Source organism: Paenibacillus sp. FSL H7-0357 (genome assembly GCF_000758525.1).
Lineage (GTDB): Bacteria > Bacillota > Bacilli > Paenibacillales > Paenibacillaceae > Paenibacillus_AQ.
Map to the genome: position 1 here is coordinate 4,105,175 of NZ_CP009241.1, position 13,797 is coordinate 4,118,971.

Genomic DNA, 13,797 nt, shown 5'->3' on the forward strand with positions numbered 1-13,797 from the left:
TTTGTAGGGGGGCTACCCATTACCTTATTATCTGTCTTTATACGGTCCGTTGACTGAATATTGCTATAATCAGTCAAAATATAGCAAGATCCGATGAAAGAATATCAATATTATTATATTTGTGTTTCGATTCGAAGTTGGATCAGATGACAAATACCCAAATAGAGGAGAACCCTAAGATGGTTACGTTATTACTAATGATTATTTATCTCGCATTTATGGGTCTGGGATTGCCAGATGCTTTACTAGGCAGCGCTTGGCCCATTATGCAACACGATATTGGTGCCACAACAGAAATGGCAGGTTATATATCGTTAATAGTCTCATTCTGTACGGTAATATCGAGTTTATTTGCCAGCAGATTGTTGCACAGATACGGTACGGGGAAGGTAACCTTGTTCAGTATACTCTCTACGGCTATTGCTTTGCTTGGATTCTCTATTTCATCAGATTTCATATTTCTAATTCTACTTGCTATTCCTTTGGGCTTAGGAGCAGGTTCCGTGGACGCCGCATTGAGCAACTATGTAGCAATGCATTTCAAAGCCAAGCATATGAACTGGTTGCATTGTTTTTGGGGAATTGGAGCATTTACGGGTCCAATTATAATGTCGTTTTGGCTGAACCGTGATAACAACTGGCGTGCAGGATACGTTACAGTAGGCTTACTTCTGCTTACTATAGCGATGATATTACTGGCGTCTTTGTCTTTATGGAAGATTTTTGAGAAGGAGAGTATAGAGGAAGGAAGCGACGAAAAGAAACTGATCAGCAACAGAGAGGCTTTACGAATCCCAGGGGTGAAAATATCCATGGTTACTATGCTCTGTTACAATGGATCGGAAGCTGCTGCAGGTCTATGGATGGCATCTTTTTTTATAGGGAATAAAGGGGTTTCTCCTGGCACAGCAGCAGCTTTATCTTCCTTATTCTATATTGGAATCATCATTGGACGAATCATATCAGGATTTCTGTCGACCAACGTATCCAGTAAAAACCTGATAAGATATGGTGGGATCGTGGGCTGTTTTGGACTTTTGATTCTTGTTATGCCAGTCCATTATTGGATTTCTGCAGGTGCTCTATTTATTGTGGGGTTGGGCGGAGCACCAATCTATCCAAGCATTGTTCATTCAACACCGGAACGTTTTGGCAAAATAGCTTCCCCAAGTGTCATTGGACTTGCAATGGCAAGCGCTTATACGGGTTCAACCCTAATACCATCATTGATGGGGATATTTGCAAGTCATTTGGGAATGATTATGGTTCCTGTAATACTGCTCATTCTTTTTTGCATCATGCTGATATCTTCTGAAATGGTTAACATAGTTTACAAACGTAAGGTTCGATAGGACAAGAGCATTTTGGAACTGCAGGAGCGATCCTTTTATAAAGCTCAAATACAAAGTCGCCTAAATGGCGGCTTTTTTTTGTTTTGTGAACTTGATTTGGAGAATGTTACTATTAACCATTCGTTAAAGGGAATGTGCACAGTTTGGCACACAGAGTAGCGTTATGCTATTGGGATTCTCCGCGCATATCTCCAATAGTCACCTAAAGGTAACTCTATTATAAAAAGGTGCCTACTTCCAGTAAGTAACTATATAACTTATGATTTATTGGGCACTAGAAAATGCAATCAGTAAAGGCGGGGTTCAGCTTGGGCAGCAGCTTATGGGAGCAGATTACGAATTATTTCACAACCGACATAGATGCTTACTTGCTCTCCGTAAAAGAGCACATCGCCATCAGCATCTTGGCTTTAGGGGTCTCAGCTATACTTGGAATCATCCTGGGATATTTGTGCGCGGAACGCAAGAAATACGAAAAATGGATCGTCTCCCTCTTTCAGGTTTTGCGGATCATCCCAAGCCTGGCGATCCTCTTTCTGTTGATCCCGCTGATGGGGACAGGATTCCAGCCGGCTATGACAGCACTGATATTACTAGCCATTCCGCCGATTCTGTTGAACACAATAACCGGACTTGAAGAAGTGCCTGCGTTTATGCTGGAAACGGCTTACGCGGTGGGGATGTCGGACTGGCAGGTGCTATTGAAGGTGAAGCTTCCGTTAGCCGCGCCGCTCATTCTGACCGGAATCAAGACGGCTGCCATTGAGATCGTGGCAAGCGCGACATTAGCCGCAAAGATCGGCGCCGGAGGTCTCGGGAGCATTATTTTTACAGGCCTTGGTCTAAACCGGATCGATTTGCTCCTGATTGGAGGTGTATCGGTTGCGGTGCTGTCCATCGCCTCCGCGCTCATCCTTGATGGGGCAGAGAGATATTTGTTTAAATATAAATTCACCGGAAAGTAGGGATTGGATATGAAGAATACAACAAAGTCATTCACAGCGGTTGCAATTGTACTGCTATTGCTGCTTACACTGGCCGCCTGCGGCAGCAAAAACGAGGAAGGAAGCGGCAAACCAACCGTACGTGTCGGGAGTAAAGATTTCACTGAAAATTTACTCGTAGGTGAATTGTATGCCCTGGCTCTGGAGGATGCAGGATACAAGGTCGAGAGAGTCTTCAACATTGCAGGGTCTGTCATTCATACCTCGCTTATTAATAATGAGATTGATCTATATCCGGAATACACAGGGACAGGCTTGTTAACCATTCTCAAGAAGCCGCTGATGACCGACCCTGAGGAAGTTTACAATACGGTGAAAGATGAATATAAACAACAGTTCCAAGTCACTTGGCTGGATTACTCCAAAGCCAATGATGGAGCAGGGCTGGTTGTCCGCACAGCTGTATCTAAGGAGTTGGGGATTACAACGATTTCCGATCTGCAGAAGCATGCAAGTGAGCTGCGGTTTGCCTCCCAAGGTGAAGTCGATCAGCGTGAAGACGGCATCCCGGCGCTGGAGAAGATCTATGGTCCGCTAAAATGGAAGTCGTCAAAGGTCTATGATAACAGTTTGAAATATGAGGTTCTCTCTAATGACGAAGCGGATGTTGCACCGGGGTATACAACAGAAGGCATGCTGGTAAATACGGATAAATTCACACTGCTAGAAGACGACAAACAGGTATGGCCGCCTTATAATTTGGCTCCGGTTGTCCGTGACGAGGTATTGAATGCCCAACCGGACATTGCGGAGAAGATTAATAAGGTAAGCGCTGCGCTGGACACCGCAACCATTACAGCCTTGAATGCAAAGGTGGATGTGGACAAAGAAGAATATGAAGATGTGGCCAAGGAGTTTTACGACTCCATTAAATAAACGGGATTTCTGGAGGAGAATATGGCACAGACTGCGATCGAACTCAGCAATGTGAGCAAGAAATATAATCAGGCCGGCTATTTCGCGGTGGATCATGTAAGTCTGTCCATTGAAGAAGGGGAGTTCATTACCATTTTGGGCTCCTCGGGTTCCGGCAAAACTACATTGATGAAAATGATTAACCGTCTGTACGAGCCGGACGAAGGGAGCATTACGCTTTTTGGTGAAGATATCAGAGCCCTAGATCCAGTTACAGTAAGAAGACGCATCGGTTATGTCATTCAACAGGTAGGTTTATTTCCGCATATGACCATCAGACAGAATGTCGCCGCCGTACCTAAGCTCTTAAAGTGGAGCAAAGCAAAGATTGAAGCTAGAGTAGATGAATTATTAACACTCGTTGGTCTAGAGCCGGGTGAGTTTAAGAACCGCTATCCTTCCCAGCTGTCAGGCGGCCAACAACAACGGATCGGATTGGCAAGAGCGCTGGCGTCAGACCCCAAGATCATGCTGCTTGACGAACCTTTTGGTGCACTAGATGCCATCACCCGGATGAATTTGCAGGATGAACTACTGCGCATTCACGGAGGACTTAAGAAAACCTTTCTGTTCGTGACCCATGATATCAATGAAGCATTTAAATTGGGGCACCGGGTTATTGTTATGGACAAAGGACGGGTCTGTCAATTCGATACTCCAAAGAATATTGCGTCCTTCCCTGCAGATGGCTTCGTATCCTCCTTAATCGCTTCATCCCGCGGGCAGGAGAAGTTCTGGGAGGGGTTAACTTGATCGAATATATCATGAACCACCCCGATAAATGGGCAAAGGCGCTGGTGGAACATTTGGAGATTGTGGGCATGACACTACTGGCATCGCTTTTACTCGCCTCGATTCTGACCCTAATCTCCATGACATCTAAAATGCTGTCCAGGTTCTTGGTTCATTTGTTCTCAATCATCTATTCGATACCCAGTGTGGCTCTGTTCGCGATGATGATTCCTGTAACGGGACTGGGCAAGACCACGGCTATTACAGTGCTTGTAGTGTACAATCAATATCTGCTCCTGCGAAATTTCTTTGCAGGTCTGAATGGGGTTGATCCCGCCATCATCGAAGCGGCTACAGGCATTGGCATGTGTAACCTGCAGGTGCTGTACAAGATCAGACTGCCGTTATCCATAAGAGCCTTTTTTACCGGAATACGGCTTGCGGTAGTATCTACGATAGGCATGGCTACGATCGCTGCGTTCATCAACGCAGGAGGATTGGGTGATATCTTGTTTGACGGACTTCGGACAATGAACGTATATAAAATCGTCTGGGGCAGTGTACTATCCGCCGGAATGGCGGTTGGTGTCAATGCGCTGCTCGTTAGGGTAGAAAAAAGCATATAGATTGTACCTTGGAAGAATAAAAATTGGGGAAAGTGACGGAGGGGAATTTTGGAACTGGAGGAGCATTAGCGTCCGCCTTTGTCTTCGGATTTCTACTACTAGTAGTGGTTAAAATCAAGAAAATCTGAAGATAACAGCGGCCGGAAGTCCAAACATTCTCTGTAGTCACGGTCATCCCAGAATAGAAAAATCCCAAGTTAAATCTAACAAAAGGAGAGTTGCAGCATGAAAGCAGTAGTATTGGAGCATCCGTGTGAGCCGCAGGAGCTGAAGGTGCGGGAGGTACCATTACCTGAAGTGAAGCCAGGCTGGGTCCTGGTCAAAATCCAGGCTTTTGGCATTAATCGTTCGGAGATTTACACCAGACAGGGGCATTCGCCTTCTGTTCAACTTCCGCGTATTATCGGGATTGAATGTGTGGGTGAAATTGAAGATCCTTCGGATAGCGGCCTAGTCAAAGGACAACGGATTGTATCGTTAATGGGCGGGCTTGGACGCGATTTTGACGGCAGCTATGCGGAGTATACACTAATTCCATCAGACCAGGTGTACCCTATTGATATTCAGCTGGACTGGGCTGAGCTCGCTGCGATTCCGGAAATGTACTACACGGCTTATGCTTCGTTATTTGACACCCTGAAGCTGACTGGGGGAGAGGCACTACTGATTCGCGGAGGCACCAGTTCTGTAGGACTCGCAGCATTACAGCTTGCCAAGAGTATTGGAGCAACGGTGATCTCAACGACAAGAAATCCGGACAAGATGGAGCTGCTTAAGCAGTTTGGCGCGGATCATATCTTGCTTGACGACGACAGCTTGTCCGAGAAGCTATTTGCTATTGCCCCAGGCGGAGTAAATAAAGTATTGGAGCTTGTAGGAACCGTTACGCTTAAGCATTCACTTGGACTTGCCGCCGAATATGGCATCGTGTGTGTCACGGGGATTTTGGCAGGCGAGTGGGTATTGGACGGGTTCGAACCAATGGTTGACGTTCCGACTAACGTGTATCTGACATCGTTCACAAGCACGCCTGTCAAGAGACACTTGCTCGTAGAGCTGTTCCAGCATATCGAACGGCATGAGATCAAAGTACCTATCGCCAAAGTTCTGCCGCTCGAACACATCCATAAGGCACATCTCTTAATGGAGAGCAACTCAGCTAACGGTAAAATTGTAATCGTAAATAAATAGTTACAAGTAACGCTTGGAACAGGCAAAAAAAGCGCTTGAAGGAGCCGGACACATTTATTGAGGATTCAATAATGTTCAGCTCTTAGAAGCGCTTGATTGCGATGATTAGAAGACAGGATTAATCGGCCGACGCTTTATTTTCAGCTGCTGTCTGATTGTCCTTGTATGTCTCTTGATAACCATTACCCCATTGCTCCATAGCGGAGATGATCGGACGCATCGTGTGCCCTATTTCGCTTAAGGAATATTCGACCCGTGGCGGAACTTCGGCGAATACCTTTCTCACGATAATCCCGTCTTGTTCCATAGAACGAAGATTATCCGTCAGCACTTTCTGGCTGATTCCGGGGATTGTATTTCGCAGTTCAGTAAAACGATTCGGTCTAGCCAAAAGGTTCCTCATAATGAGCAGCTTCCACTTATTACCTATCAATCCCACAGTAACGGCAACAGGGCAAAAGGGAAGTTCATCTTTAGTCAGCATGTTCTGATCCTCCAATAGTTCCAAAAAGAATGTTATATCATCTAAGGGATACTAATTCCGAAAGTGATATTGCACCATTATCATAGTGTTGGAAGCTAAATAAAGCAAGCTGCAGCCTCACAGCCCCCCTCAGTTTAAATATTTCAGTCTCCCTTAGTAATCTCAATGAACTTGCTGGCCGCGGTCGTCAGCGGCATGTTGCGCATGGTCATCATGCCCACCCTGGCAGGGGGAAGCTGAACATCCAGTTGAATCTCGAAGAGAGAACCTTCCTCCAGCTCCTTGGACACGAATTCCCGGGTCACAAACGAGATGCCGAGTCCTTTGCGGGCAAACTCGATCAGCAGGCCAACGCTGCCAACCTCGAATTCAGGCTTCAGCTCATATCCGTAGCCTTGGAACAAGTCCGTAATCGCCATACGTGCGCGGCTGCTGCGGGAGAAGAGGATAATGGGGTACTGTAGCAGCTCCTCAATAGAGAGCACCTTCTGGTTCAGCTCGGCATAGTGGCTGCCCGCGATGAAGCAGTCCTGCAGCTGAAGTCCCTGCCGCACCTCAAGCTGGGGATCGGTGATCGGCATGCGCACTACGCCCAGATCGACGAGGCCTTCTTTTAAATATGAAATGACCTCGGGTGTCGTTCCGTGGATCAGATGAAGCCGGATGCCAGGGTAGCGCTGGTGAAAGATTTCGATAAAAGGCAACAGATAATGCTTGAACAGTGAATCACTGCCGCCAATTCGCAGTTCGCCGTTGTCAAGGTTTTTGAGCTCGGCCATTTTCTTCTCGGCTTGGGTGATAAGGATATGGGATTGTTCAATATAGGAGTACAAAGTGGCCCCCTCAGGTGTCAGCACGACGCCCTTGGAATTCCGGGTGAAGAGGGTAAGGCCGAAGCTGTCCTCCAGTTGTTTAATCGCATGACTGACGCTTGGCTGGGTAATGTACAGGGATTTGGCGGCTTGGGTCAGGCTTCCAGTCTTGGCTGCCCAGTAAAAAACCTTGTATAGCTCGAAATTGTTCATAGACATGGTCTATAGCTCCTGTGAAATATATTAATTACTTGTATGGATCGTATTTGTATTATAGTGTAACCAGGAAAGATAAACCAGAGCAAAAGGAGAATGGAGATGGAGGCAACCACATTTGTTTTATTTGGAGCGACAGGGGATTTAGCCCGAAGAAAAATCTACCCCGCGCTGTATAATCTGTTTCTCGACCACAAGTTGCACCATTCATTCTCTGTGATTGGTCTTGGCAGAAGAGAACTTGCTGATGAAGCCTTTCAGGCTATGGTGGAGCGGTCCATCCGGGATTTCTCCCGGCGGGAAGTGTATGATTCTGCGTCCGTGCGCCGCTTCCTGAAGGCCTTCCGATATAATGTGCTGGATGTGGGGCATACAGAGGATTATCTTAAGCTGTTGCAGCGGGTTGAGAAGCAGGAAGAGAGCATGGGCAGTTCCCCGAACCGGATGTTCTATTTATCCGTCGGTCCTGAGTTTTTTGAGCCGATTGCCTTGAACATTAAGGAAAGTGGCCTGGGTGCTGCCAAGGGCTGGAAACGTCTGGTGATTGAGAAGCCCTTCGGACATGATCTGCTGTCTGCGCAGGCACTGAATCTGAAGCTGAGTGAAGCGTTTAGTGAGGATGAAATTTTCCGGATCGACCATTACCTGGGTAAGCCTATGGTGCAGGAGCTGGATGTATTCCAGCAGACGAATCCGGTGCTTCACGCACTCTGGAACAACCGCTACATTGCCAACGTGCAGATTACTGCGGGGGAAACGGTGGGCGTGGAAGAAAGAGCGGGTTATTACGATCATGTGGGTGCACTCAGAGACATGTTCCAGAATCATATGCTGCAGCTGCTGATGATGCTTGCGATCCGCTTGCCGAAAGACAGCTCCGCAGATGAGGTGCGCTACAAGAAAAAAGAAGTTATGGAAGCCCTGGAGCCGTTGGAAGAAGCGGATATCCAGTTTCAAGTGATCCGTGGGCAGTACACTGCAGGCACCATCAAGGGCAAGCCGGTTCCAGGCTATCTCTCTGAACCGGGAATTCCGGCAGGTTCGATGAACGATACATTTATTGCAGCCAGACTTACGATCGATGATCCATTCTGGAAAGGTGTGCCGTTCTATATCCGAACCGGGAAGAGAATGAAAGAGAAATCGACACGGATTGTGATTGAATTCAAAGAGCCGCTCAAGCAGAACTCGTCAGCCGCCGAGGATGATATCCCCAATCTTCTGGTGTTCGAGATCAGCCCGAACGAGGGGATTACGCTACAGCTCAAGGCAAGAGATCCCCAGCACAAGGGGAAGTTCAAGGCCATGCATATTGACTTCCATACCAGGTCTATTGAGGTCCCGGAAGCTTATGAGAACCTGATTTATGATGCCTTACACGGAGATCCGTCATTCTTTGCGCATTGGAATGAGGTGGAGCTGTCCTGGAAATGGGTGCAGCCGATCCTGAATGCTTTTGACAAGAATACGGTTCCTCTTCATTCCTACGCTGCGGGTACGTTCGGACCTGTAGAATCGAATCAGCTGCTGGCGAAGGATGGAAATCACTGGTGGCTCGACTCTGCCATTGAAGAAGTAAGCGAGCTAGCTTTGCCTGATGCTTCAAATTTTTAATACTAATATTAGTTCAACTAAAAATGGAGGTTTACGAACATGAAATTTTTTATCGATACTGCAAATGTGGAAGACATCAAAAAAGCATACCAAATCGGTGTACTGTCCGGAGTCACAACGAATCCATCTCTGGTAGCCAAAGAAGGCGTGAAATTTGAAGACCGCATTGCAGAAATTCTGCGCACTGTGCCTGAGGTAGAATCCGTATCCGCCGAGGTGACACCGGATGCCGTCACTGCGGAAGAAATGATCGCACAGGCAAACGAGCTGATCAAGATCAATAACTATGATAAAAACATTACGATCAAGCTCCCGATGACGCTCGCAGGTCTGGAAGCCTGCCGGTATCTGACTAAAAAAGGCGTGAAAACAAACGTGACGCTGATCTTCACAGTGAACCAAGCGCTGCTCGCTGCCCGTGCAGGAGCTACTTATGTATCGCCATTCCTGGGCCGTCTGGATGATATTTCGGAGGATGGAGTGCAATTGATCGTAAAAGTTGCCGAGCTATTCCGCATTCATAACCTGGATGCGCAGATTATCGCCGCTTCGGTCCGCCATCCGGACCATGTGACCCGCGTTGCCATGGCCGGTGCGCATATTGCCACCATTCCGTTCAGCGTGATCGAGCAGATCTCCAAACATCCGCTCACCGATCAGGGGCTGGAGAAGTTCGCTGCCGACTGGAAGAAAGCGCCGCAGGTCTAATACTGTTAATAAAAAACCAAGATTTCTCAAGAGGCTGAAGTGACGGAGGAGAAGTTTGGAACTGTAGGAGCGATAGCGACCGGAAGTCCAAACATTCTCCGCAGTCACGACTAAGCCCCTTGATCTCATTCTTGGTCCAGCACATATCATAGGGAGGTTTATTGACGATGGGTAAACAGCAGATTGGTGTGGTCGGCTTAGCCGTCATGGGTAAGAATCTGGCCTTGAATATGGAGAGCAAAGGGTTCTCGGTGGCCCTGTACAACCGTTCCCGGGAGAAAACCGATGAGCTGCTTGCAGAAGCGGCGGGCAAAAATTTCGCAGGTGCCTACAGCATTGAAGAGTTCGTCCAGTCTCTGGAGCTGCCGCGCAAAATCATGATTATGGTCAAGGCCGGTAAGCCGACTGATGATACGATTCAGCAGCTGGTGCCGCATTTATCGCCAGGGGATATCCTGATTGACGGTGGGAACGCCTTTTTCCCGGATACGCAAAGACGTAACAAAGAGCTTCAGGCTCAAGGCTTCCGCTTCATCGGTGCAGGGGTATCGGGCGGTGAAGAAGGGGCGCTGAAGGGACCCGCCATTATGCCGGGCGGACAAAAGGATGCTTATGAGCTGGTGGAGCCAATCCTGACTGCCATTTCGGCCAAAGTGGACGGCGATCCGTGCTCCACTTACATCGGAGAAGATGGAGCCGGTCACTATGTCAAAATGGTCCATAACGGCATCGAATACGGCGATATGCAGCTTATTGGCGAAGCGTATCAGTTGTTGAAGGATGTACTGGGACTGGATACCGATGAGCTGCATCAGATTTTCTCGGAATGGAACCGCGGCGAGCTAAGCAGCTATCTGATTGAGATTACAGCCGACATCTTTGCCAAAGCAGACCCGGACACAGGCAAGCCGATGGTCGATGTGATCCTGGATTCCGCCGGACAAAAGGGGACAGGCAAATGGACGAGTCAAAATGCGCTCGATCTGGGCGTACCGTTGTCCATCATTACTGAATCCGTCTTTGCACGCTTCATCTCGGCCATGAAGGAAGAGCGTGTGGCTGCAAGCAAGCACCTGAAGGGACCTGAGGTCAAGAGCTATGACGGAGACGCCAAGGCATTCATCGAGGCGGTCCGCAAAGCGCTCTATGCCAGCAAAATCGCCTCGTACGCCCAAGGCTTTGCCCAGATGAGAGTGGCTTCTGATGAATATAACTGGAACCTGAACTACGGGAGCATTGCGATGATTTTCCGCGGAGGCTGCATTATCCGCGCAGGCTTCCTGCAAAATATCAAGGACGCCTATGACCGCGACCCTGAGCTCAAAAACCTCTTCCTGGATGAGTATTTCAGCAGTGTGGTTCATAACTACCAGGAGGCGTGGAGAGATGTAGTTGCGATTGCCGTCAAAAGAGGGATTCCGGTTCCGGCCTTCGCTTCCGGCCTGGCTTACTACGACAGCTACCGTTCCGAACGTCTCCCGGCCAACCTGCTGCAGGCACAAAGAGACTACTTTGGAGCGCATACCTTTGAACGGGTGGATCAGCCGGGAAGCTTCCATTTTCAATGGATGAACAACAACGAATAATAAGCTATTATTAGATATATATTTCTTTGCAGAAGTCCGGGTGAATAAGCCCGGGCTTTATTAGCATCTGAGGGATTGCGGAGTAAAAAGCCGCTCAACCTTCATTGAGTTCTTCATTTAGTAGCTCGATTTCAATGATTATGATATTCTTTAACCGATGTTAAAATTTGGGTAATAAGAGGAGGGGCATGGTTGAAAAGATTATTAGGTGTATTATTGATTTTTAGCTTACTTATAGGGTTAAATACGGCTTCGTGGACTGCCGCATCACCAGCAGGAACAAAGCAGGTCCTCCGGATCGGTCTTGAGAAATTACCGGCATCACTCGATCCCGCCATATCCTCAGACGTCATTACATCGACAATCGTCAATGGATTGTTCGAAGGATTGGTTCGGCTGGATAAAACAGGTCAGGCTGTACCGGGCATCGCCAAAGCATGGACAATCTCATCTGACGGCAAAACCTATACGTTCACACTACGGTCCGACGCGAAGTGGAGCAATAAGGAGAGGATTACCGCCGCGGATTTTGAATACGCATGGAAAAGGGCGTTAGCGCCTGAAACCGGGAGCATCTCTGCATTCAATATGTATACAATTTCCAATGCGAAGGATTACAATCAAGGCAGGCTAAAGGATTCTTCAAAAGTGGGAGTGAAAGCACTGAACAGCAATACCCTACAGGTGACGCTGAACGAAAAAACAGCCTATTTCATTCAATCGCTGGCAGAGAATGTTTATTTGCCGGTAAATGCGGGGAATGTGAAGGCGAACAAAAAATGGGCTTACTCTGCAAATACCATAATCACGAACGGCCCCTTCACACTACAGTCCTGGGAAAAAAATAAAATGACTCTGGTTAGCAACCCGAAATATCATGCAGCTGCTGATATTCATTTCTCAGAAGTCCAATTTCTTCGGCCAAAGCCGGGAACAGCTAACACTACTGCTGCTTACATAAATAATGAAGCAGACTGGGTTGTTGCGGAATTCGATAAGCTGGATAATTCTACTCTTGCTAAGACATCTTCTATCCGTACCGTAGAGATGCCTCTTGGCTCAACTTATTATTATCAGTTCAATCTGCAGCAAGCTCCCTTTAACAACGTAAATATAAGAAAAGCCTTAGCTATGGCAATCGACCGGGAAGCTCTCCGGTATGGATCACCTGCATTCGGATTTATACCTCCGGCTATCCGTAGCACTGATCTCAATTTTCGTACCGCAGTTGCAGATACGTCTTATTTTAAAGAAAATGTGAAGCTGGCCAAGGAATTGCTGCAGAAAGGCTTGAACGAAGAAGGGCTTAACGAGTTTCCAAGCTTTTCGGTCATCGTTAACGAAGGACCTGGGCATTATACTATCGCAGAATCCATCATTAACGACTGGTACAACAATCTGGGTATCAAAGCAAGTCTCGAGGTCCAGTCCTGGGAAGAGCTGATCAGCAACAAGGTCAGCCGGAATTTTGCCGTGGTAAGAGCTGGCTGGGGAGCAGACTATAATGATCCTTCGGCTATGATGGAGATACTGTCTTCCACGAATGAGAACAACGATTCAGGCTGGAGTGATCCGTTGTATGACAGCTATGTAACTCAAGCAAAACATACCTTTGATCCGAAAGAACGCATCAATCTTTATGCCAAAGCCGAAAAGCTGCTTATCGACCAGATGGCGATCATTCCGCTGTATTATTATGTTGCAGATGTTCTGCAAAAACCCAATATTCATAATGTATACCTAGACTATGATGGAAACATTGCCTTCACGAGGGGATATATAAAATAAAGTAAACAGCCAGCAAATCCACCACTTTTAATGAGTCGGTGATTGCTGGCTGTATTTATGAAGAACTATCCTCCTCATTATGCACCGATCTGCGTCCGCAAGTGAAACCGCCCCTAAGCTAAGGCTTTAGCCCAGTTGAGAGTTCCTCTGATAATATGTTGTAAATGCAACAATAATATTATAAACTATTAATCATAACGACAACAAGAGAATATATTAATCTTATATAAAGGAGCTTCCTAGTATGTCAGTAATAATAAAGAAATGCAGCCGTGAAGATTTACAAATACTACAGCAAATTAGCGTTGAGACATTCAATGATACGTTTAAACAGCAAAATTCACCTAAAAATATGAAAACCTATTTAGAAAAAGCATTTACCTATAAACAGTTGGAAAAGGAATTGAGCAATGTTTTTTCAGAATTCTTTTTCATCTTTTTTAATGAAGAACTTGCCGGGTATCTAAAAGTAAACATCAATGATTCCCAATCTGAAAAAGCAGGTGATGAGTCACTAGAAATTGAAAGAATCTATATAAGAAACAATTTTCAAAGAAAAGGGCTTGGAAAGTATCTAATAGACAAAGCAATGGAAGTAGCGGTGATCCAAAATAAAAAGAAGATCTGGCTAGGAGTTTGGGAAAAGAATGAGAAGGCCATTGATTTTTATAAGAAAATCGGTTTTGTTCAAACGGGAGCTCACTCTTTTTATATGGGTGATGAAGAACAAACTGATTTTATAATGACCAAAACATTCGCCTGAAGTTAT

Annotated in this window: 13 protein-coding genes; 11 read left to right on the forward strand and 2 right to left on the reverse strand. The window is 46.6% G+C overall.

The window, feature by feature from the left end:
• The first annotated feature begins 179 nt into the window (after positions 1-179).
• From H70357_RS17825 to H70357_RS17850, 6 genes are all read left to right on the forward strand, one after another.
• Complete coding sequence (locus H70357_RS17825; protein WP_038592237.1) at positions 180-1,352, forward strand: MFS transporter; 1,173 nt, start codon at positions 180-182, stop codon at positions 1,350-1,352.
• A gap of 308 nt (positions 1,353-1,660) precedes the next feature.
• Entirely contained in the window at positions 1,661-2,317 is a 657-nt protein-coding gene (locus H70357_RS17830; RefSeq protein ID WP_038592238.1) for an ABC transporter permease, read from the forward strand.
• Positions 2,318-2,326: 9 nt separating this feature from the next.
• Complete coding sequence (locus tag H70357_RS17835; RefSeq protein WP_038592240.1) at positions 2,327-3,232, forward strand: glycine betaine ABC transporter substrate-binding protein; 906 nt, start codon at positions 2,327-2,329, stop codon at positions 3,230-3,232.
• A 21-nt stretch (positions 3,233-3,253) separates the two neighbouring features.
• Entirely contained in the window at positions 3,254-4,024 is a 771-nt protein-coding gene (locus H70357_RS17840) for an ABC transporter ATP-binding protein (RefSeq protein WP_038592241.1), read from the forward strand.
• Positions 4,021-4,629: an ABC transporter permease gene (locus H70357_RS17845; protein ID WP_038592243.1), complete on the forward strand. Its 609-nt coding sequence runs from the start codon at positions 4,021-4,023 to the stop codon at positions 4,627-4,629. The genes H70357_RS17840 and H70357_RS17845 overlap by 4 nt, the downstream gene beginning before the upstream one ends.
• 225 nt (positions 4,630-4,854) lie before the next feature.
• Complete coding sequence (locus H70357_RS17850; protein ID WP_038592244.1) at positions 4,855-5,820, forward strand: zinc-binding alcohol dehydrogenase family protein; 966 nt, start codon at positions 4,855-4,857, stop codon at positions 5,818-5,820.
• A gap of 118 nt (positions 5,821-5,938) precedes the next feature.
• Here H70357_RS17850 and H70357_RS17855 read toward each other — a convergent pair whose 3' ends face one another.
• On the reverse strand, positions 5,939-6,304 hold the full coding sequence (locus tag H70357_RS17855) for a winged helix-turn-helix transcriptional regulator (RefSeq protein ID WP_052092095.1): 366 nt from the start codon (positions 6,302-6,304) through the stop codon (positions 5,939-5,941).
• Between the two features lie 143 nt (positions 6,305-6,447).
• Complete coding sequence (locus H70357_RS17860; RefSeq protein WP_038592247.1) at positions 6,448-7,335, reverse strand: LysR family transcriptional regulator; 888 nt, start codon at positions 7,333-7,335, stop codon at positions 6,448-6,450.
• 99 nt (positions 7,336-7,434) lie between these two features.
• Here H70357_RS17860 and zwf point away from each other — a divergent pair, with 99 nt between their 5' ends.
• From zwf to H70357_RS17885, 5 genes are all read left to right on the forward strand, one after another.
• Complete coding sequence (zwf, locus tag H70357_RS17865; protein WP_038592249.1) at positions 7,435-8,946, forward strand: glucose-6-phosphate dehydrogenase; 1,512 nt, start codon at positions 7,435-7,437, stop codon at positions 8,944-8,946.
• A gap of 39 nt (positions 8,947-8,985) precedes the next feature.
• Positions 8,986-9,654: a fructose-6-phosphate aldolase gene (fsa, locus tag H70357_RS17870; protein ID WP_038592252.1), complete on the forward strand. Its 669-nt coding sequence runs from the start codon at positions 8,986-8,988 to the stop codon at positions 9,652-9,654.
• A gap of 167 nt (positions 9,655-9,821) precedes the next feature.
• Positions 9,822-11,240, forward strand: coding sequence for an NADP-dependent phosphogluconate dehydrogenase (gene gndA / locus H70357_RS17875; RefSeq protein ID WP_038592255.1), 1,419 nt, complete (start codon positions 9,822-9,824; stop codon positions 11,238-11,240).
• A 192-nt stretch (positions 11,241-11,432) separates the two neighbouring features.
• Positions 11,433-13,028, forward strand: coding sequence for a peptide ABC transporter substrate-binding protein (locus H70357_RS17880; RefSeq protein ID WP_052092096.1), 1,596 nt, complete (start codon positions 11,433-11,435; stop codon positions 13,026-13,028).
• A 244-nt stretch (positions 13,029-13,272) separates the two neighbouring features.
• The gene (locus H70357_RS17885) at positions 13,273-13,791 is read left to right on the forward strand and encodes a spermidine/spermine N(1)-acetyltransferase (protein ID WP_038592261.1); all 519 of its coding nucleotides are present in this window, start codon (positions 13,273-13,275) and stop codon (positions 13,789-13,791) included.
• Positions 13,792-13,797 lie beyond the last annotated feature (6 nt).

What these genes read in the sequence shown, in the direction of transcription:
- H70357_RS17855 (WP_052092095.1), bottom strand. Translation starts at nt 6,304, where the DNA reads ATGCTGACTAAAGATGAACTTCCCTTTTGCCCTGTTGCCGTTACTGTG.
- H70357_RS17850 (WP_038592244.1), top strand. Translation starts at nt 4,855, where the DNA reads ATGAAAGCAGTAGTATTGGAGCATCCGTGTGAGCCGCAGGAGCTGAAG.
- zwf (WP_038592249.1), top strand. Translation starts at nt 7,435, where the DNA reads ATGGAGGCAACCACATTTGTTTTATTTGGAGCGACAGGGGATTTAGCC.
- fsa (WP_038592252.1), top strand. Translation starts at nt 8,986, where the DNA reads ATGAAATTTTTTATCGATACTGCAAATGTGGAAGACATCAAAAAAGCA.
- H70357_RS17860 (WP_038592247.1), bottom strand. Translation starts at nt 7,335, where the DNA reads ATGTCTATGAACAATTTCGAGCTATACAAGGTTTTTTACTGGGCAGCC.
- H70357_RS17835 (WP_038592240.1), top strand. Translation starts at nt 2,327, where the DNA reads ATGAAGAATACAACAAAGTCATTCACAGCGGTTGCAATTGTACTGCTA.
- H70357_RS17840 (WP_038592241.1), top strand. Translation starts at nt 3,254, where the DNA reads ATGGCACAGACTGCGATCGAACTCAGCAATGTGAGCAAGAAATATAAT.
- gndA (WP_038592255.1), top strand. Translation starts at nt 9,822, where the DNA reads ATGGGTAAACAGCAGATTGGTGTGGTCGGCTTAGCCGTCATGGGTAAG.
- H70357_RS17825 (WP_038592237.1), top strand. Translation starts at nt 180, where the DNA reads ATGGTTACGTTATTACTAATGATTATTTATCTCGCATTTATGGGTCTG.
- H70357_RS17885 (WP_038592261.1), top strand. Translation starts at nt 13,273, where the DNA reads ATGTCAGTAATAATAAAGAAATGCAGCCGTGAAGATTTACAAATACTA.